General features: G+C 63.0%; 12 protein-coding genes. 3 read left to right on the forward strand and 9 right to left on the reverse strand.

Annotation, left to right across the window (positions count from 1 at the left end; translation table 11 throughout):
- Nucleotides 1–95: 95 nt before the first annotated feature.
- The 3 genes from M0D67_RS28515 to M0D67_RS28525 all read right to left on the reverse strand — a co-directional run bounded on the left by M0D67_RS28515 (nucleotide 96) and on the right by M0D67_RS28525 (nucleotide 4,617).
- Nucleotides 96–1,499, reverse strand: coding sequence for a methyl-accepting chemotaxis protein (locus M0D67_RS28515; protein ID WP_266240613.1), 1,404 nt, complete (start codon nucleotides 1,497–1,499; stop codon nucleotides 96–98).
- Nucleotides 1,500–2,016: 517 nt separating this feature from the next.
- Nucleotides 2,017–3,006 (reverse strand): alpha/beta fold hydrolase, encoded by a 990-nt coding sequence (locus M0D67_RS28520; RefSeq protein WP_154563735.1) that lies wholly within the window; start codon nucleotides 3,004–3,006, stop codon nucleotides 2,017–2,019.
- 120 nt (nucleotides 3,007–3,126) lie between these two features.
- A complete protein-coding gene (locus M0D67_RS28525; protein WP_168435841.1) occupies nucleotides 3,127–4,617 on the reverse strand; it encodes an NAD(P)/FAD-dependent oxidoreductase in 1,491 nt (496 codons plus the stop codon).
- Between the two features lie 146 nt (nucleotides 4,618–4,763).
- Between M0D67_RS28525 and M0D67_RS28530 the strand changes: the two genes are divergently transcribed.
- Nucleotides 4,764–5,441 carry a TetR family transcriptional regulator gene (locus M0D67_RS28530; RefSeq protein WP_266240614.1) on the forward strand — a complete coding sequence of 226 codons (678 nt, stop codon included), beginning with the start codon at nucleotides 4,764–4,766 and terminating at the stop codon, nucleotides 5,439–5,441.
- A gap of 107 nt (nucleotides 5,442–5,548) precedes the next feature.
- On the opposite strand, the gene M0D67_RS28535 is transcribed toward M0D67_RS28530, so the two are convergent.
- The 3 genes from M0D67_RS28535 to M0D67_RS28545 all read right to left on the reverse strand — a co-directional run bounded on the left by M0D67_RS28535 (nucleotide 5,549) and on the right by M0D67_RS28545 (nucleotide 8,578).
- Entirely contained in the window at nucleotides 5,549–6,736 is a 1,188-nt protein-coding gene (locus M0D67_RS28535) for a tetratricopeptide repeat protein (protein ID WP_154563739.1), read from the reverse strand.
- Between the two features lie 85 nt (nucleotides 6,737–6,821).
- Nucleotides 6,822–7,502: a PspA/IM30 family protein gene (locus M0D67_RS28540; protein WP_097392886.1), complete on the reverse strand. Its 681-nt coding sequence runs from the start codon at nucleotides 7,500–7,502 to the stop codon at nucleotides 6,822–6,824.
- A gap of 461 nt (nucleotides 7,503–7,963) precedes the next feature.
- Nucleotides 7,964–8,578: a hypothetical protein gene (locus tag M0D67_RS28545; RefSeq protein WP_154563741.1), complete on the reverse strand. Its 615-nt coding sequence runs from the start codon at nucleotides 8,576–8,578 to the stop codon at nucleotides 7,964–7,966.
- A 443-nt stretch (nucleotides 8,579–9,021) separates the two neighbouring features.
- Between M0D67_RS28545 and M0D67_RS28550 the strand changes: the two genes are divergently transcribed.
- Together M0D67_RS28550 and M0D67_RS28555 are read left to right on the forward strand one after the other, a co-directional pair.
- Nucleotides 9,022–11,523, forward strand: coding sequence for a penicillin-binding protein 1A (locus M0D67_RS28550; protein WP_266240615.1), 2,502 nt, complete (start codon nucleotides 9,022–9,024; stop codon nucleotides 11,521–11,523).
- A 447-nt stretch (nucleotides 11,524–11,970) separates the two neighbouring features.
- Complete coding sequence (locus M0D67_RS28555) at nucleotides 11,971–12,822, forward strand: lipid A biosynthesis lauroyl acyltransferase (RefSeq protein ID WP_233464979.1); 852 nt, start codon at nucleotides 11,971–11,973, stop codon at nucleotides 12,820–12,822.
- 756 nt (nucleotides 12,823–13,578) lie between these two features.
- Here M0D67_RS28555 and M0D67_RS28560 read toward each other — a convergent pair.
- From M0D67_RS28560 to M0D67_RS28570, 3 genes are read right to left on the reverse strand one after another with little or no spacing between them, the layout of a single operon-like run.
- Nucleotides 13,579–15,144, reverse strand: a complete 1,566-nt coding sequence (locus tag M0D67_RS28560) for an efflux transporter outer membrane subunit (RefSeq protein WP_266240616.1) — start codon at nucleotides 15,142–15,144, stop codon at nucleotides 13,579–13,581.
- Nucleotides 15,145–15,148: 4 nt separating this feature from the next.
- Nucleotides 15,149–18,271, reverse strand: coding sequence for an efflux RND transporter permease subunit (locus tag M0D67_RS28565; RefSeq protein ID WP_266240617.1), 3,123 nt, complete (start codon nucleotides 18,269–18,271; stop codon nucleotides 15,149–15,151).
- Nucleotides 18,268–19,461 (reverse strand): efflux RND transporter periplasmic adaptor subunit, encoded by a 1,194-nt coding sequence (locus tag M0D67_RS28570; RefSeq protein WP_154563751.1) that lies wholly within the window; start codon nucleotides 19,459–19,461, stop codon nucleotides 18,268–18,270. The genes M0D67_RS28565 and M0D67_RS28570 overlap by 4 nt, the downstream gene beginning before the upstream one ends.
- Between the last annotated feature and the right edge of the window lie 202 nt (nucleotides 19,462–19,663).

Consider the following 19,663-nt stretch of genomic DNA (forward strand, 5'->3'; position numbering starts at 1 on the left):
CCACTAACAATGCAAGGAAAGGCACGAAAGCCAGAACAAGGAAAGGCCAAAGCCCCAAGAACACGGCCAAAAAGCGCCACGCAAGAAGAAAACAATCAAACCTTATACCCAACCCGAACCCCACCCCAATGCCGCCCGGCCACAAACACGGGCGCCGACGCATCTTTCATCAAAACAAACTGCCCACCGCCCATATCACGCCGATACGTCTGCAGCAAAAATTTCTTAACATGCGAAGCAGCCGCAATCCCAGTGCGATCATCGAACATCCGCCGATTCCGGCAATTCGCCATATTCCACACCACATCCTCGCGCTGCGGCAAAGAAAACTTCAGATTATGCGTAGGCAGATACCCACGCACATCCACAGCAGCGCAAAACGCCACGCGTGGATCCAGCCCGAGTAACGGCTCCTGAATAGCCGGCAAAACCCGATCGGTAAACGCAGTGAACCGCGTAATGAACTGAGCCGGATTGCTCCCGGCAACAGGCACGTAGTGCTGATCGAACAGATCCTCAATCGACACTTCGCCCCGAGCGACAGCCGCTTCGAATACCTTGCTCACCTCGGCCGCAGCCCGCTGCACGGCTTCGATAAACCGCGTATCCGTCGTCTCGACCCCCGTGGCCGCGGTCAGCTCGATCAACGTCTCGGATACGCTGAGCAGATTCCCCAGCCGGTCCTTCGCCTGGACGAAGTTTTCACTCGAATCTTCGACGCCGCTCGCCATCTCCAGCACCTGCGCTTCGAGCCCGTTGCATTGCGTTTCAATCTCGCCGGTCAACGCGGCGATCTGTCCAGCCTCGTCGTTGAGCTGCGTAATCGCATCGCCCGTCGCATGGACGACGTCGCCGATCTTGCGGGTGCCTTCGCGTACCCGATGGGCGCGCGCCGTGTTCACCGAGCCCTCGCTGATCAACTGCTCGGTCTGCTGAGTAAGTTGCGCGAGCGTCGTCTCGATCTGGCCGGTCGCGTGCGCGGTCTTCGCCGACAGGTTCTTCACCTCGGCGGCCACCACCGCGAAACTCTTGCCGGAGTCGCCGGCGCGCGCGGCTTCAATCGCGGCATTCAGCGCCAGCAAATGCGTCTGGCGGGCGATCAGCGAAATCTCCTCGGAGACGCGGCTCACATGGGCCAACGCGCTGCGCAGCGCGCCAATCTGGCTCTCGATTACCGTCACGCCTTCCACCAGCCCGTGGATATCGGCGAGCGACGCCTCGAGCGTCTGTTGCGACGCCTGCACGCCGGTTGCGGCTTCAGCCGACACGCTGCGCATTTCGCGCGCAGCGGCGGCGATGCGGTGGTTGCCCGCCAGCGTGACGGCAGCGGATTCGCGCAGCGCGCGGCATACCTGTGCCTGGCGCTGCACGCGCGCAGCCACTTCTTCGACGTGGCCAGATACGTCGCAGATTTCAATACCCAGTTTGCCGGCGTGGGCGGCAATATCGCCGACCACAGTCTGCGAACGGGCAGCCCGGCGGAAGCTGAAGCGCGTCATGGTCGTGTCTCCTTGATGGCGCGGTTTGCTGAGTCAATTCGTGCGCTCATCCAGCACGGATGCCGCGTCTTCCCGAAGTATTGACGGCAAACTTGCAAACAACTTGATACGGGGTATCCCGCGGTCGTTATGATGTGGGATCCGGCAGGGCGCTGGCACGGCCCAGTGCACAGCGCGCGTGAGACGCCCAGACCCGCGAGAGGCCTGGCCCCGCAAGCGACTGCGCCTGCCATTTCTCGCAGCCCTCCCACTCACCAGCGGACCATGATCGACTCCTTCGCACGCGTCTCAGGCTGGCAGCAGCTCTACCACCTGTGGGAGCTGATCGCGATGCTCTGCAAGTTTCTCTGGGGACTGTTGCGGTTGCTCGGAGGTGGTTGAGAGCGCAACGTCGCGTGTCGGCGGTGCGTCAACAGCGCGGCCATGCGCGCCTGGGTGCGGATCGGTGGATGGATGAATCGGCGGGGCCGCCAGACGATGCGACGATACGACCGTCGCATCGTGCGGCCAGGAAGGGTCAGACCGGCTCGCCGCGCACGCCTTCAACTGCTGGAGCAGTGGCGTCGTTCGTGCCGAGAAACGCGCGCAGATCGGTCATTACGCGCTCAGGGGCTTCTTCCATCGGAATATGGCCGAGTCCCGGGTACATCACCGATTTCGCGCCCGGAATGCGGCTCGCAAATTCGGCAGCATGCGCAGGCGGAATCCAGCGATCCTTCGCCCCCCACAGCACCAGCGACGGCACCTTCAGCGTCTTCAGCACGTCGGTATCGACGTCCTTGAAGTCGAGCGTCGGCACCATCTTGCCGATCGCCGTGCGCGTGCCTTCGCCGTGGAAGAACTCGACGTAACGCCGCAGCGTCACCGCATCGATCTTGTGCGAATCGCCATACACGTTGCGCACCGCGCTCTTGATAATGACTTCTGGCAGCCACCACGGCGAACTGACCCGCACCAGCGCGCTATTGAAGAGGCCGATGTAAATCGGCAGCTTCATCGGAAAACCGGCTGAGTCGATCAGTACGAGCTTTTCGACGGCCTCGCGATGACGTACTGCGTAATCCCACGAAATCAGGCCACCGAGCGAGTTGCCGATCAGCGTCGCACGCGAGATGCCTAGAGCCTGCATGAAGGTGTCGATAAATCGCCGGTAGGTCGGCAGGTTCATGGTTTCGATCTCGCCGGAGCTCGAGCGCAGCGGTCCGGTCACGCCGAACGGCGGCAGATCGAGACGGATCACGCGATGCTCGTGCTTGAGTTCATCGGCCAGACGATTCCACGTGTGCAATGAAGACGCGAAACCGTGAATCATCACGATTGTGTCGCCGCTGCCTTCGTCGACGTAGTGCACGTCGGCACCCATGATCTTGACGAACTTCGAGCCGCTCTGCGTGTAGCGCCGCTGCAATTCGGCACGCGGCACGCTGGTAATGCCGAGGCGCGCGGCGAGCGAGCGGGGGCGCAGCGGCACGGTGGATGCGGGCGTTGCGGATTCGATGCTTGCCATGGTTGTTGTCTCCCTTTTGTTTGAATTAGATTGTTTCTGCGTCTGCCACGGACTCAGCATCTGAGCCGGTATCGGCCCCCACCTCCGCATCGCGAGCAGCCCCTCAGCCGCCGCATGCTTCTATGGCACGAAGCGATAATCGTGCGGCCGCACACGCCGCGTGCGTTTGCGAAAGCTGAATGTGAAGCCCGGCCACAACGCTGTGACCTTGCCGCTCTTTGTCTGATACCAGCTATGGCAGCCGCTGACCCACACGGAGTGCTGCATCTCCTTCTGCAGACGCGCATTGAAATCGTGCTGAACGTCGGGCCGCAGGTTCATCGTGCGTGCCTTGCGTCGGCGCAATACGCGCAGGCAATCGGCGATGTACTGCACTTGCGACTCGATCATGTAGATCATCGAGTTGTGGCCGAGCCCGGTGTTCGGGCCGACGATCATGAAGAAGTTCGGGAAGTTGGCGATGCTGGTGCCGAGGTAGGCCTCCGGTCCATCGCGCAGCCACATCGCGCCGAGGTCGGCGCCGTCGAGACCGGTCACGTTGAACGGTGCACCCACGTCGTTGACCTGGAAGCCCGTGCCGCAGATGATCGCATCGGCCTGGTGATGCGCGCCGTCGTTAGTGACGATGCCGTCGGCGACGATTTCGCGGATACCGGTCGTCACCACGTCGACGTTGGGCTGGTTGAGCGCCGGATAGTAATCGCTCGACAGCAGCACGCGCTTGCAGCCGAGCCGGTAGTTCGGCGTCAGCTTGGCGCGCAGCGCCGGGTCCTTGACGCGCCGTTCGAGGTAGCTCAAGCCGAATTTCATCGGCAACTTCATCAGTTTCGGATTGACGACGAACGCAATCGCACGCGATTCGAGCTGCCAGTAGATCGCATTGCGCACGAAGCGCTGCGTGAACGGCAGATGGCGGAACAGCCAATGTGCGCGCGGGCCGACCGGCTTGTTGGGCTTGGGCATGATCCACGGTGCGGTGCGCTGGAACAGTTCGAGTTGCGCGACGCGTGGCTGGATCTGCGGCACGAACTGGATCGCGCTGGCACCGGTGCCGATTACCGCTACGCGCTTGCCTTCGAGCGGATAGTCGTGATCCCAGCGGGCGGAATGAAACAGCTTGCCTTCGAAGCGCTCGAGCCCGGCGATCTGCGGCATGGCCGGCCGCGAGAGCGGACCGCTCGCGGCGATCACGACATCGGCCTCGATGCTTTCGCGCGTACCGTTCGAATCGATCTCGACCTGCCATATCTGCCGCGCTTCGTCGAAACGCGCCGAGGCCACGCGTGCATTGCAACGCACGTAACGATCGACGCCGTATTTGCGCGCGCAATGCTTGAGGTAAGCGAATATCTCCGCCTGGCTGCCGAACGCACGCGACCACGCCGGATTCGCCTCGAACGAAAACGAATACAGATGAGACGGCACATCGCAGGCCGCGCCGGGATAGGTGTTGTCGCGCCACGTGCCGCCAACATCGCCGGCCGCCTCGTAAATCGTGAACGACGTGATGCCCATCTGCTGAAGGCGGATCGCCATGCCGATGCCCGCAAAGCCGCTGCCCACAATGGCAATGCGTGGCGCGGCGGGTTGGGCAGTTGAAGCAGGCGTCACGGCGGGTCTCCGGAGGTGAGCAAAATTCGGGTGTCTACATATGTCTACAGCCGTATAACGCGCAGGGTAGACAACTGTACACTTCGCGTCAAGATCGTTTAGAGTACGACTATCAAACGCGCGAGCCGTGCTCCGACTGAAAGCTCATGAAACCCGTACCCGAAGCGGCGCTCGCTGCCGACCATGGCGCTGTTGCCGGGCAGGACCTCCCGCCCGGCAAGCGCAGGCTGATCGAAGCCGCGTTGCGTTTGACCGCGGGCGGGCGCAGCTTTGCAAGCCTGGGTCTGCGCGAACTGGCGCGCGAGGCAGGGTTGAATCCCAACACGTTCTACCGCCATTTCGACACGCTCGACGCGCTGGCGCGCGAAGCGGTCGAATCGGTGAGCCGCCGCTTGCGGCCGATGCTGCGGCGCGAGCGCTGGCTGGCCGCGCACGACGAGCCGCAGAGCGTGCCGCGTCGCGCGTGCATGGCGTTCTTCGCGTTTGCGTTGGAGAATCGCGAGGCATTTCTGAGCGCGCTGGCCGAGTATCACGGCACGTCGCCGGCGCTGCGCGAAGCGGTGCGGGCAAACCTCCACGAGGTGTCGGCGGAAATGGCGGACGACGTCGTGCAACTGCAACTGATGCCGACGCTCGCCCGCGCAACCGTCGACGAAGTCTGCACGCAGATCGTGCTGCTGCTGTTTCATCTTTCGGCGGAGTACATCGACGGGAATGCCGCGCGCCGGGACGCGCTGGTCGCGTATGCGGAGCGTTTCATCGTCCGGCTGTTTGCTGGTTCGGTGCTGCTAGCGCAGCATGAGCCGGTCAGGGCGCCCGCATGAATGAAGGGAATCGACATAAAAAAACAGGCTCCGTGCAGGAGCCTGTTTTCATTGCAGCTTGATCGATTAGCGTTTGATTGACTGCATCTCATCCAGCGCGGTGTTTCTCAGGTATCGCTCCAGCCGCCGGAATCGTCGTTGCTGCCCATGTCGACGCCGCCGCCGCTGTTGTCGTTCCAGTCGTTCGAGCCCTGGCCGAAGTCGAGGCCGCCGCCATTGCCCCCGTCGCCGCCGCGGCGACGCGTTTCGTCATCGACAATCACGTCGCGCTCCACGACGCGTTCACGCCCGGAATTCAGCGCCTCGCCGAGCAACACGCCGGTCAGCAGACCGCCCATGCCGCCGCCGAAACCGCCACCACCTTGTTGCACGATGACCTGCGGCTGCTGCTGATACGGTCCTTGTTGCGGATACGGCTGCGGCGGGTTGCCGAAACGCTCTGCTTCCTGCGCATACGGCGACTGCTGCGTGCCGGCCGGCGCGGCATACGGATCGGGCCGCCCTTCGGCGCGGGCGCGCAGGCTGCCGATGCGCTGTTCCAGTTCGTCGAGCTGATACGGCGGCACCGGATTCTTGCTGTTCGACAGCGTTTCGACGAGACCGCGCAACTGGTCTTCGGTCGATTCGACTTCCTTCTCCAGCGCCTCATGACCTTGCACGGTGGAGAGCTTCACGTCGAGCTTCAACGAGCGCACGGCGTTGAGCATTTCGGTTGCGCGCTTGAGCTGCACGCGACGATCGTCGTCGGCGCGCGAATCGTCTTGCGTGCGGGCGCGGCGCAAGGTCCAGCGCAACACCAGCGCGATCACGCCGATCAGGAGAATGATGCCAACCCACATGCCGATGCCGGGACCATGCCGTTGCGGCGCTTGCGGCGCTATCGCCGACTGCTGCTGCACCGCCGGCGAATTCTGCTGTACGAACGGGTTGGCCGCGCGGCTCGTGGTGTTGCCGCCGGCGCCGCCAGCACGTTCCGCGTCCTTACGGATGCGCGCTTCGGTTTGCGCGAAACGGGTCGGGTCGGTGAAGCGGATTTGCGGATCGAGCGTCTTGGCCTGTTGGATCTGGGCGAGGGCGTCGGCATAACGGCCTTCGCGATCGAGCACCTGGCTGTACAGGTAGTGCGCGCGCGCATTGTTCGGATGCGCCTGCAGTACTTCGCTCAAACCGGCATCGGCCTGCTGCCAGTTGCCTTGCGACATGGCGGATTCGATCTGCTGGACCGTCGGCACAGCGAACGCCGCGGCCGACACGAACAGCAGTGAGGCGAATGCGCTTGCGAGAAATTTTTTCATTTACGGACCGGGTGCGATGCACCCGTCTCCTTCAGTCGATTCCGATGGCGCTCGTAACGGCCACCGGTATGCACTGCTGACGCAATTACTGAGCCGGCGTGTTGATCTGCTTCTTCAACGCTTCGAGACGATCTTCGACTGACGGGCCGCGGTTCAGATCCGCGAGCTTGTCGTCGAGCGCCTTGCCGGTCTTAACGTCGGCCGAATTCAGGCGTGCGTCGGAACGGGCGTTCGATAACGCAACCTTGTCTTCCAGCTTCTGGAAATCCTCGGAGAGATTCTTGCCGCCGATACCGCCCAACGCAGTAGCGGCAACATCTTTGGCCTGAGCGATCTGCTGCTTGGCTTGCAGAATGTTCGAGCGCGCGTTCAGGTCGTTACGACGGCCACGCATGTCGTCGATCTGACTCTTCAACTGGGCAACGGACGGCTCCAGCGTGGTCAGTTCTCTCGCCAGCGCATCGCGTTCAGCTTCGGCCGTGGCTTGCGCGCCGAGGGCTTCGCGTGCGAGCGCTTCGTCGCCGGATTGCAGCGCGCGCTTCGCGCCGTCTTCGTACTTCTTTGCCTTGTCGGCGGCGACATCGCGCTTGCTTTGCTGCGTGGCGACCTGTGCCTGAATCTCGATCAGCGAGTTCTCGGCTTTAGCGATGCTCTCGTCGAGTTCGCGCACGATCTGGCGCGAATCGCGCGACGGATCCTGCACGGAATCGGCTGCGTCGTTCAGGAGACCTTTAAGCGTGCGCGAAATGCTGTCAAAAAGCGACATGAAAACCTCCAAAGAATGAAATCGGCGCTGAATAATTCCCACGCGCTTTAACTGCTTTCAAATGCTACTTTACGCCGCTGCGCGAGAAGCTGCGCAGCGTTCGGACCGGAGTTCGGGGCACACTCGCCAATTGCAATAGTGGTGCCACAAATTTACGTTTTGAAACCGAATGGCCAACAGCCTCAGTGGTTAAAACGCGCGGTGGCTTATTCAGCCGTCGGCGGATATTACACCACGCATTCTCTTAAAACCGCCTTAAAGGGCGCGATGACACAATCGCCAACTTTGTGCGCGGCGGGCACCGTGCGGCGGGCATCCGCGACGTGCATAGGCACGGCGAGTGTCGGCGCGGCGAGTGTCGCGGATGTGAACAGGCGTGGTGTATCGACGGCGTGCTTGCGCTTCAACAGCGCATCAATGCGCGGTGGGTTGGGGCGCTTGACCGTGGTGGCACTTCCGATTCAGGCGAAGCGGCCGCCTTCCGTGCTCGGATCGCTTTGTGGATCGTCTTCGTCGCGCGTGGCGTCGAGGCGAGGGCGTTTAAGCACGTGGCGCAAAGGCGTGTCCACGTCGCCCGGTTTTTGCGCCGAACCGGCAATGGACGCCGCTTCGGCCGCGGCGACGCGCGCCACGGCTTCGGCTGCCGCGGCGGCTTCTATTTCCTCGGCGGTGGCGGTGAGGGCGGCCAATACACCGGCCGGCAGCAACGGCGCTGGGCCCGCGCCTGCGGCCGTGCCCAACAATTCATCCGCGTGCGATGCCGCCGCGCTTTCCGCCGGCACAGCGGTTTCGTTGTCACCGTGAGTCTGAAAGGCCTCCGGAAGCGCTGCCCGTGCGTGGCGCGTACCGCGCGCGACCCGTTGCAGCGCCGCGTCGAGCGCGTCCGGCGCGCGCGGCGCACGCAGCCGGTCGACGATGCTGGCCGCTTTCACCTGTTCGCTGGTCGCGCCGAAGCTCAACACCGCGCGCCGCATCAGTTCGCTGACGCTAATGCCCAGGTTTTCGGCGGTGGCGGCGATCGCGCGTTTCTGTGCGGTCGTGACGAATACGACGATGCGTTCGCTGGGCTTGTTCATGGTCGGCTCGCATACTTGTTGGCATTGGCGAATCAAGGCGTGAATCTGGCGTACGCCGTCGCGCGTGTCGGTGTCGACCCCCGCGCCGTGTCCATCATATGACGAGTTGCACCGATGCGGAACGGGCGCGACATGAAAATCCCGTGACATCAACGGGTTGTAGCGTTTGCGGCGGGCTTGTCCACAGGCCTTTCAACAATTTCTGTTGATAACCTGGGCAAGTGGCGCCGGGAGCGCGTGCCATTGCCGCGATCTACCGGCATGGCGCCGCGCGAAGGGAATTCTTACAAAAAAACTGTCTTGGACGGCGCTTGATTTCTTTAAAATGCGCTGTTGCGTTGCGCCGGACGATGTCACGGGCGTGCCGTGCGGTCGCCCGGGGGCATAGGGCCGCGCGGTGTTTTGCGCCTCACGCGTTCAGTTACGCGCCCACTATTCCAGTCATGCCAATCATCAAACGACCGCATTCTTCAAATTCTCCGGCTGGTGACGACCGGGACGCCTACCACCGCACTCCAGGACGCAACGCTGCTTCGCGCGACGCTGAGCCCGGCCGCCGTTCGATCGGTGCGAGCATCACCATCTGGTTTGTCAGTCTGCTGGCGACCATTGCCGTGGTGGGTGCACTGATCGTCGGTTATGCGCTCGTGGTGATGGGGCCGCAACTGGGGGGGGGGGGGGGGGGGGGGGGGGGGGGGGGGGGGGGGGGGGGGGGGGGGGGGCCGGGGGGGGGGGGGGGGATCGGCGAGTTCGGTGAAGAACGGCGCAGCATCGTGCGCTTCCAGGACATTCCGGACCAGATGAAGAAGGCGGTGCTCGCGATCGAAGACTATCGCTTCTACGAGCACGGCGGCGTCGACTTCGTGGGCATTTTGCGCGCGGGCATTTCCGACATCACGCATGGCGGCGCCTCGCAGGGTGCGAGCACGATCACGATGCAGGTGGCGCGCAACTTCTTCCTTTCGAGCGAGAAGACTTACACGCGCAAGATTTACGAAATGATGCTGGCGTACAAGATCGAACGCGCGCTGACCAAGGATCAGATCCTCGAGGTCTACATGAACCAGATTTATCTGGGCGAGCGCTCGTACGGTTTTGCCGCGGCCGCGCGCGTGTACTTCGGCAAGGATCTGAAAGACATCACGCTGGCTGAAGCCGCGATGCTGGCCGGCTTGCCGAAGGCGCCTTCCGCGTATAACCCGGTGGTCAATCCGAAGCGCGCGAAGATCCGCCAGGAATACATTCTGAAGCGCATGCTCGAGCTGAAATACATCAGTCAGGATCAGTACGACCAGGCCGTCAAGGAAGAGATTCACACCAAGAACCCAGGCAACGAATACAGCGTGCATGCTGAGTACATCGCCGAAATGGTTCGCCAGATGATGTACGCGCAGTACAAGGACGAAACCTATACGCGCGGCCTGAACGTCACCACCACGATCGATTCCGCCGACCAGGACGCCGCCTATCGCGCAGTGCGCAAGGGCGTGATGGACTACGAGCGGCGCCACGGCTACCGCGGGCCGGAAGGCTTCGTGCAACTGCCCGCACCGGGCGACGACCGCGATCAGACCATCGACGACGCGCTCACCGATCACCCCGACAACGGCGAAATCATCGCCGCCGTGGTGACGGACGCGAATCCGAAGCAGGTGAAGGCGCAGCTGGTCGACGGCACGGAAGTGACCATCAGCGGCGACGGTCTGCGCTTTGCAGCCGGTGCGCTCTCCGCGCGCGCGGCGGCCGCCACGAAGATCAAGCCGGGTTCGATCGTGCGCCTCGTCGCCGACGACAAGGGCAACTGGCAGATCACGCAACTGCCGCAAGTGGAAGGCGCGCTAGTTTCGCTCACGCCGCAGGACGGTGCGATTCGTGCGCTGGTGGGCGGCTTCGACTTCAACAAGAACAAGTTCAACCACGTCACGCAGGCGTGGCGTCAGCCGGGTTCGAGCTTCAAGCCGTTCATCTATTCGGCAGCGCTCGACAAGGGTCTCGGACCGGCCACGATCATTAACGACGCGCCGCTGTACTTCCCGCCGAGCACGCCGGGTGGTGACGCGTGGGAGCCGAAGGACGACGACCAGCCGGACGGTCCGATGCCGCTGCGCCTCGCGCTGCAGAAATCGAAGAACCTGGTGTCGATCCGTATCCTGTCGTTCATCGGCACCAAGTACGCGCAAGATTTTGTCACGCAGCGTTTTGGTTTCGACGCCGACAAGACCCCGCCGTATCTGCCGATGGCGCTCGGCGCCGGCCTCGTCACGCCGCTGCAATCGGCGGGCGCATACTCGGTGTTCGCGAACGGTGGCTACCGCATCAATCCGTATCTGATCAACGAAGTGACGGATGCACGTGGCGTACCGCTCTCGAAGGCACAGCCGTTGACCGCTGGCCAGGATGCGCCGCGTACGCTCGAACCGCGTAACGCTTACATCATGAACAGCCTGCTGCACTCGGTGGCCACGGCCGGCACGGGTGCGGGCTCCAACGTGCTGCATCGTTCGGACCTGCAGGGTAAGACGGGTACGACCAACGACGCCAAGGACGGCTGGTTCGCCGGTTATCAGCAATCGCTGGTGGCGGTGGCGTGGATGGGTTACGACCAGCCGAAGAGTCTCGGCAGCCGCGAGTTCGGTGCACAGCTCGCGTTGCCGATCTGGGTCGAGTACATGCAGCGTGCGCTGCGCGGCATACCGCAAAGCGAGCCGGCGCAACCGGACGGCGTGACCGCGGTCGACGGCGAGCTGTTCTATACGGACATGACGCCGGGCAATGGTTTCGTGGCCAGCATCGGTCTGGATTCCGCGAATCCGACCGCCGGTGTGAGCGACGCGGTGGGTGGCGTGGGGCCGGCGGGTATGACGCCGCCGGCGGTGCCGCCGCCGAATGTCTCGTCGAATGAGAAGAAGCAGATCATGGATCTGTTCGAGACGAACAAGCCTTGATGTTCGCCAGTCCCCCCAAGGGGACTTTCTTAGAGGCTCGCTTAGGGGCGTAGCGAGTGTGTGCGGCCTGTCCGGGGCCGCACGCGCAAGTTTTTGAAAGGGCGGGGAAACCGTTGCCTGCCGCGGATTGAGTGGCGGTATTCGGGTAAGCTCCGCCCGCAGATTTTGTGCCTGCGCTGTGCAGTGTGTTTTAATCACGCCTGCGATGCTTTTTATATTGGGTCCTATACGGACGCCCGATTCCTAAGCGGTTTCGGCCTCCAGCACTGCTGTGTCTCGCCGCGAGCGAGACACCCATCTTCGAAAGTCCCGCCGCGCAAGACCCGTTTGACGCGCGCGCCTGCCACTTCGTCCGTGGGCAACCGTCAGGTTGCCGCGGCCGGCGTGTTTGTTACACAGCATCCACCGGGTCGTTGCCTCGTGAAAAGTCGAATACTCATCTGTCTGATGACAGGTCTGCTGCGCGCGTTTGCTTTCCTGCCATATGGCGTTGTCGCGCGCATCGGCACCGGCATCGGTGCGTTGCTGTACCGGATTCCCAGCGCGCGCCGGCGCGTCGTGCATACCAATCTGAAACTGTGCTTTCCCGACATGAGCGACGAAGCGCGCGAGCGTCTCGCGCGCGCGCATTTCTGTCATGTGATCCGCAGTTATGTCGAGCGCGGTCCCCAATGGTTCGGCAATGCGCAGGCGTTGGCGCGCCTGGTCGAAGTGGAGAGCGCGATCGATCTGACCGACATGGAGGGGCAGCCGACGATTTTTGTCGGCTTCCATTTTGTCGGTATCGAGGCGGGTTGCATGATGTATTCGACGCGGCATCCGGTTGCGTCTTTGTATACGCCGATGTCGAATTTGTTGCTTGATGCGATGGCTAAGCGGCAGCGTGGGCGCTTTGGTACGGAGATGATTCCGCGTAGCGATAGTGTGCGGCGGGCTTTGCGTGTGCTGCGGGATGGCAAGCCTGTCATGCTGGCTGCTGATATGGATTTTGGGTTGCGGGATTCGGTGTTTGTGCCGTTTTTTGGTGTGCCTGCGTGTACGCTTACTTCCGTTTCGCGGATGGCCAAGGCTGGGAATGCTCGGGTTGTGCCTTTTGTGACTGAGGTTTTGCCGGATTATCGGGGCTATAAATTGACTATCTTCGAAGCGTTAAAGGATTTTCCTTCGGAGGATGTTGCTGTCGATGCTCGGCGGATTACCGAATTTCTTGAGACGCAGGTGCGTCGGATTCCTGATCAGTATTATTGGGTGCATAAGAGGTTTAAGCATCGGCCTGCTGGGGAGGCTGGGGTTTATTGAGTTTTTTGCCTGTGCGCGGCATTGGCCGTGTTCTTGGGGCTTTGGCCTTTCCTTGATTTGCTAGTGGTCTATTAGCGTTGCCCCTGTGCGGGGCGGCACCTACTTTTCTTTGCATGCCGCAAAGAAAAGTAGGCAAGAGAAAGCGGCTCAAACCACTCCTGCTAAGTGGGCACCGTGGTCTGCTACGGGTAGTGGTGCATCTGGAATCTGGGTTCGTGCACCTGCTTGCGCTTGTGACAAGGGCGTCATACTTCCGGCGGCGCTGCGCGCGCCGAAGAGTAGTTCTTAAATCCACTCGCTGTTTGGGCGGCGCCTGAAAGATCTACGTCCGATTTCGTTGCGCGCTCAAGCACTTACTCCGGATGTCCAAGTGTTATCAACATGCCTTTCAACAAAATCTGTGGATAAGGCCTCTCTCCGCAAACGGCCGCCGTTGCGTGGCGCGTAGTCGATCACCCCCTGCATCAGCCTGCACCCCAAGCAACAAACCGATCTGCATCAAGCACTTAAGCGCGTAGCCCCGTAGTTATCAACAGCCCTGTCAACATAAACTGGGGATAACGTTGTGGCGTGGTGAGGCGTCCCAATGGCTTCGGCCGGAATCAAAGGTACATTCAGCGCCCCCTGGTTCATTCCGCACCGCACCCAAAAACTACAGCGCGTTCAACGTGTTAGCCCGCTTGTCAGATAGTTTTCAACAGCCTCTTCAACATAAACTGGGGATAAGTCCGCAGCCATAACTACGGAATCCCAGGTTTAGTTCGACCCGCCCACGGTCGCCGTGGAAACCCCTGGCACCGCCGAGGTCGCCGTGGACGTAGACGCAGACGCAGACGCAGACGCAGACGCAGACGCAGATGTAGCCTGCCCCGCCCCCAATGGCGGATTCCCCATCGCCTGGAACAGGGCTGCCGTGTCCGTTAGCCGCGCGCTGGTATAGCGGATCTCATCGAGCTGCGCGTTGCGAAACTGCTGCTCGCTCGAGCGCGTCGAGGCGATCGGCAACGCGCCCAGTCGGTAGCGTCCCGACGTTTCGTCGAAAATTCCCTGCGCCGAACGCGCTGCAATGTTCGCGGCGTCGAGCGCTTGCGCGTCGTGCTGCAGCGCTGCGAGCGTGTCGGCGACGTTCTGGAATGCGGTCAGTACCGTCTGCTTGTATTGCGAAACCGTGGCGTCATACGTGTCGACGGCCGCGCGGCGCTGCGCGAACAGGGCGCCGCCGTGAAACAGCGGTTGTGACAAGGATGCCCCTATGCTCCATATCGCCCCCGCGCCGGACAGGGCCACCGGCCAGCTAAAGCCGCCTTGTCCCATCGAGGCGCTCAGCGAGAGACTCGGGAACATCTGTGCCGTCGCCACGCCGACATCGGCCGCCGCGGCCTTCAGGGCGGCGTCCGCGGCCTGAATGTCGGGGCGGGTGCTCAGCAGCTCGGACGGCACCACGACAGGCACCTGTTCAGGCACGTGCAGTTGCGCAAGATCGAGGTCGTCCGGGGCCGCGTCCGGTGTGCGGCCAAGTAGTACGGCCAAAGCATGACGCGTCGTCAGCCATTGCTGCTTCAAGCCCGGCAAACTCGCCGACAGACTCGCGGCACTTTGTTGCGCGCTCAACTGGTCGGCGTGTGAGACCGCGCCCAGTACGTAGCGCCGCTGCGTGTCGCGGGCCTGATCGTTGGCAAGCGTCACGAGCCGCTCGGTTGTGTCGATCTGCGCGCGCAACGCAGCACTCGTGATCGCCGCCGTCACGATGTTGGCGGCCAGCGCGCGGCGCGCGGCGTCGAACTGATAAGCCTGTACGTTGACGCGGGCGGCGAGCGCGGCATCGGCGAGACGCGCGGCGCCGAACAGGTCGAACGTGTAGTGCGCCTGCAATTGACCGACGAAGATGTTGTACAGGAACGTATTCGGACCGGCCTCGGGGATCGCCAGCGCACGATTGCGGGTCATCTGGCCGCCCGCGTCGATGGTTGGCAGCATCGAACTGCCGATTTGCGCGCGCAGTTGCTCGCGCGCGGCCGCGAGACTCTTGTCGGTGGCGGCGAGCGTTGGGCTGTTGCGCAAGCCTTCGTCGACCAGGGCGTTCAGCGCCTCCGATTGATACAGCTTCCACCATTCGGGCACGGGCTTCGCGCCGACCACGAATTGCTGGGTGATGCCTTGTGCGGGCACGGTTTGCGTCGGCTGCGCTTCGGCGCCGTAGTGCGCCGGTTGCGGCATGGCGGGCGGCTCGCCGTTCGGGCCGAACGAGCAGGCGGCCAGCGTCAGCGCAGCACCGCCGAGAAGCGTGAGGCGCACGTGTCGAGGGAATGCAAGGATAGCCATGATCTCAGTTCCCCGAATGCGTCGTGGCGGACGGCGCCGGCGGCTCGCGCTCGTCGGTGCGTACTCTGAACGACATGGCGTACAGGGCCGGCAGATAGAACAGCGTGAGGATGGTCGCGCTCGTAATGCCGCCCATCAACGCGGTCGCCATCGGGCCGAAGAAGTTCGAGCGCAACAGCGGAATCAGCGCGAGGACGGCGGCGGCCGCGGTCAGCGTGATCGGTCGGAAGCGCCGCACCGTCGCGCCAACGATCGCGTCGAAGCGCTTATGTCCCGCGGCAATGTCCTGCTCGATTTGATCGACCAGAATCACCGAGTTGCGCATGATGATGCCGAACATGGCGATCACCCCGAGCATCGCGACGAAGCCGAACGGCTGGCCGAACAGCAGCAGCGTCAACACCACGCCGATCAGGCCGAGCGGCGCGGTCAGCACCACCATCAGCACGCGCGCGAAACTCTGCAACTGGACCATCAGGAGCACCAGTACGGCGATGATCATGATCGGCATCTGGGCGTTGATCGACGTCTGCCCCTTGCCGCTTTCTTCGACCGAGCCGCCGATCTCGATCCGGTAGCCGACCGGCAGCGTGCTGCGAATCTGGCTGAGGGATTTATCGACGGCATGCGTGACGTCGATCCCTTGCGCGCCAGGCGCGACGTCGGACTGCACGGTGATGGTAGGTTGCCGGTCGCGTTCCCAGATCACACCGTATTCGAGGTCGTTGCGCAGATGACCGAGCGTGCCGAGCGGCACCGGGCCATTCGGCGTCGGCATCGCCAGCGTGACGAGCTTCGCGGGGTCGACGCGTTCCGCTTTCGGGGCGCGCAGATCGACGCTGATCAGCTTGTCGCGCTCGCGATATTGCGTGACGGTATAGCCGGACAGTGTCATCGCGAGGAAGCTCGAGATGTCTTCGGAGGTCACGCCGAGTTCGCGGGCCTTCTTCTGATCGACTTCGAAGCGCACCGAGCGCTCGGCGGGTTCGTCCCAGTCGAACTGGACGTTGCTGGTGCGGCGGTCGGCGCGCATGGTCGCGGCGACGCGCTCGGCGATCGAGCGCACGGTGGCGATATCGTCGCCGCTCACGCGGAACTGCACAGGGTAGCCGACCGGCGGACCATTCTCGAGGCGCGACAGGCGTGTGCGGATCGCCGGAAAGTTGTTGCGCAATTCCGGTTCGAGCCATTGCGCGAGCTTCTCGCGATCTTTCACGGATTTCGCGGTGATCACGAACTGCGCGAAATTCGGCTGCGGCAATTGCTGATCGAGCGGCAAATAGAAACGCGGCGCACCGGTGCCGACAAAGTTCACCGTATGATCGATTTCCGGACGGCCCACCAGCGCCTTTTCGAGCCGCTCTGCCTGGCGCAATGTCGCTTCGAACGACGCGCCTTCGGGCAGGCGCACGTCCACCAGCAACTCGGGCCGGTCGGAGCTCGGGAAGAACTGTTGCGGCACCAGCGTGAAGCCTGCCATGGCCAGAATGAACAGCACGACGGTGATCGCCAGCACGACGAAACGCCGTTCGATGCACCAGCTGATCCAGCCACGCAGGCGCTTGTAAAACCGCGTGTCGTAGATGTCGTGCTCGTGATCTTCCGCTTCGTGTGCCTGGCGTTTGCGCTCCGGCAGCATGTGATAGCCGAGCAATGGAATCAGCACAACCGCCGCGAGCCACGACGCAATCAACGCGATTGCCGACACTTCGAAAATCGAACGCGTGTATTCACCGGTGCTCGACTTGGCGAGGGCAATCGGCAGGAAGCCGGAGACGGTTACGAGCGTTCCGGTCAGCATTGGGAAAGCGGTGCTGGTGTACGCATAGGCAGCCGCGCGCGTGCGGGTCCAGCCTTGCTCCAGCTTCACCGACATCATCTCGACGGCGATGATCGCGTCGTCGACCAATAGCCCCAAAGCGAGCACCAGCGTGCCCAACGACACCTTGTGCAGTCCGATGTCAAACAGATACATGCACAGCGCCGTGACGGCGAGCACGACAGGTATCGAGATCACGACCACCATGCCGGTGCGCACGCCCAACGACAGCAGGCTGACCACCAGCACGATCGCGATCGCCTCGGCGACGGCTTCGAGAAAATCGTCGACCGAACGCGCCACCGCGTTCGGCATGCTCGACACTTCGACCAGGTGCAAACCGGCGGGCAGGTAGGCCCGCAGCGTGACCATCTGCTGATCGAGCGCCTTGCCCAGACGAATCACATCGCCGCCCGGCTGCATCGTCACGCCGATGCCGAGCACCGCCTTGCCGCCGGAGCGCATCTGCGTGGCGACTGGATCGTCGTAACCGCGCTTGATGGTGGCGATGTCGCCGAGACGGAACGAGCGGTTGTTGATGCGGATCAGCGTGTCGGCGAGCGCATTGACGTCTTTGAACTGGCCGGTGGGGCGCACGAACACGCGGTCGTCGGTGGTGGTCAGCGTGCCTGCCGGCGAGACGCTGTTCTGCGAATTGATCGCCTGGCCGAGTTGCTGCGGCGAGATGCCAAGACGCGTGAGTTGCGTGTTGGCGATCTCGATGTAGATGTGCTGGTCCGGATCACCGAAATAATCGACCTTGCCGACGCCCGGCACACGCAGCAGCACCGTGCGCAACTGGTCCGCGTAATCGTGCAGTTGTGCGGCGGAAAAGCCGTCGCCTTCGAGCGTCCAGATGTTGGTGTAGACGTCGCCGAATTCGTCGTTGAAGAACGGGCCCTGAATGCCTGGCGGCAAGGTCGTGGCGATATCGCCGACTTTCTTGCGCACCTGATACCAGGTTTCGGGCACGTCCTTGACCGGCGCCGAGTCTTTCATCGAGAAGAACATCAATGATTCGCCGGGGCGCGAGTAGCTGCGCACGAAATCGATGGCGGGTGTTTCCTGCAATTTGCGGCCGATGCGGTCGGTGACCTGTTCCTGCACCTGGCGTGCGGTCGCGCCGGGCCAGAAGGTGCGGATCACCATCACGCGAAACGTGAAGGGCGGATCTTCGGATTGGGCAAGACGTGTATAGGCGAGAACGCCGAATGCGGTAGCGAGCGCGATCAGGAAAACGACCAGCGCCTGATGGCGCAGCGCCCATGCGGACAGGTTGAAGCGTCCTTCTTCAGGCGTGGTGCTCATGAAGCGAAGTCCTCGGGATGCAGCGGCGGGATCACGTGGACTTTTTCGCCGGCGGTCACGGTATGCACGCCTTGCAGTACGACGCGCTCACCATCCTTGAGCCCCTGGCCGATCACAATCGTGCGCTCGTTATAGCGCGTGACCGTCACGCGGCGCAGTTCCAGCGCGTTGTCCGCGGCGCGCACGACCCACACGGCCGGCCGCGCGCCGTCGTGGAACAGGGCGGTGGCGGGCACAGTAAAGGAACCGTTCTGGCTCGCCGAGGCGTTGGCAGCTGAGTTGCCAGTTGCGTCGGCAGATGAGTCCGAGGGCGACGGCGCGGCGAGCGCGATGTCGGCGGTCATGCCGAGGCGTACGTCCGGACCGGGATTGTCGAGCGTGAGCTTGGCGCGGTAAGTGCGGCTTTGCGGATCGGCGGCGGGCGACAGTTCGCGCACGCGCGCCTTGAAGCTGCGGCCCGGCAGCGCGGCCAGCGTGACCTGCGCGGTCTGCCCGACCGAGAGCGCGGCGAGCGCACTTTCCGGCACGTCGCAGACGACGTCGATATCGCCGCTCCATGCGAGGTTATAGACGGCTTGCCCCGCGGACACATTCTGGCCGGTGTCGGCCTGTTCGGCCGTGATCACGCCGGCGTGATCGGCACTGAGCGTGGTGTACTGCAACTGGTCTTTCGACAGCGCCGCCTGCTGCGCGGCCTGGTCGCGCTGCGCGGCGGCTGAGGCGTACGCGTTGGTGGTCTGTTCGAGCTGAGCGGGCGCGATCAGGTTTTCTTTCGCCTGTGCCTGGTCGCGATCGAGTTGCTGCTTCGCATACACGAGACTGTGTTGCGCGGCTTCGAGTTGAGCCTGCGCGCTGGCGGCATTCTTTTGCGCATCTGCCGGATCGAGCCGGGCGACGATCTGCCCGTTCTTCACGACGTCGCCCAAGCGTACGCGCCGCTCGATGATTTTGCCGCCGACGCGAAACGACAGCGGGGTGGAATAGCGCGCCTGCACTTCGCCGGGCAACGAGGCCGCGGCTGTCGCGCTGCCGTCCGCATGCACGGCGACGGCGACCACCGGACGCGGCGCGGGCGCAACCGCTTCCTTCTTCGAGCACGCGGCGAGCGTGACCATACCGGCGAGCGCGAGGGCAAATGCTGCGCGGCGCAGACGCGCAGAACGGGCATACCGATGGGACTGCTGGCGCATCGCAGACGATGCGGGAGGACCGGGACGCTTCACAATTACCCCAACTGGAGACAGCGAACGAACACGGCAAGCCGCAGCGGCTCGCCAGCGAAGACACGAGGGTCGAAACATGCGATCGGCATACGCATCTGACTTCGAATGATTGGTCGCATTCTAATACACACCTGTATTTGAATGTTGACGTGAATTGGAATTCTTTTCG

The organism is Paraburkholderia sp. SECH4, assembly GCF_030511745.1.
GTDB classification, from domain to species: domain Bacteria; phylum Pseudomonadota; class Gammaproteobacteria; order Burkholderiales; family Burkholderiaceae; genus Paraburkholderia; species Paraburkholderia madseniana.

Coding starts and splice junctions, on each gene's coding strand:
- M0D67_RS28530 (WP_266240614.1), top strand. CDS start 4,764: ATGAAACCCGTACCCGAAGCGGCGCTCGCTGCCGACCATGGCGCTGTT.
- M0D67_RS28535 (WP_154563739.1), bottom strand. CDS start 6,736: ATGAAAAAATTTCTCGCAAGCGCATTCGCCTCACTGCTGTTCGTGTCG.
- M0D67_RS28545 (WP_154563741.1), bottom strand. CDS start 8,578: ATGAACAAGCCCAGCGAACGCATCGTCGTATTCGTCACGACCGCACAG.
- M0D67_RS28555 (WP_233464979.1), top strand. CDS start 11,971: ATGACAGGTCTGCTGCGCGCGTTTGCTTTCCTGCCATATGGCGTTGTC.
- M0D67_RS28515 (WP_266240613.1), bottom strand. CDS start 1,499: ATGACGCGCTTCAGCTTCCGCCGGGCTGCCCGTTCGCAGACTGTGGTC.
- M0D67_RS28560 (WP_266240616.1), bottom strand. CDS start 15,144: ATGGCTATCCTTGCATTCCCTCGACACGTGCGCCTCACGCTTCTCGGC.
- M0D67_RS28540 (WP_097392886.1), bottom strand. CDS start 7,502: ATGTCGCTTTTTGACAGCATTTCGCGCACGCTTAAAGGTCTCCTGAAC.
- M0D67_RS28570 (WP_154563751.1), bottom strand. CDS start 19,461: ATGCGCCAGCAGTCCCATCGGTATGCCCGTTCTGCGCGTCTGCGCCGC.
- M0D67_RS28520 (WP_154563735.1), bottom strand. CDS start 3,006: ATGGCAAGCATCGAATCCGCAACGCCCGCATCCACCGTGCCGCTGCGC.
- M0D67_RS28550 (WP_266240615.1), top strand. CDS start 9,022: ATGCCAATCATCAAACGACCGCATTCTTCAAATTCTCCGGCTGGTGAC.
- M0D67_RS28565 (WP_266240617.1), bottom strand. CDS start 18,271: ATGAGCACCACGCCTGAAGAAGGACGCTTCAACCTGTCCGCATGGGCG.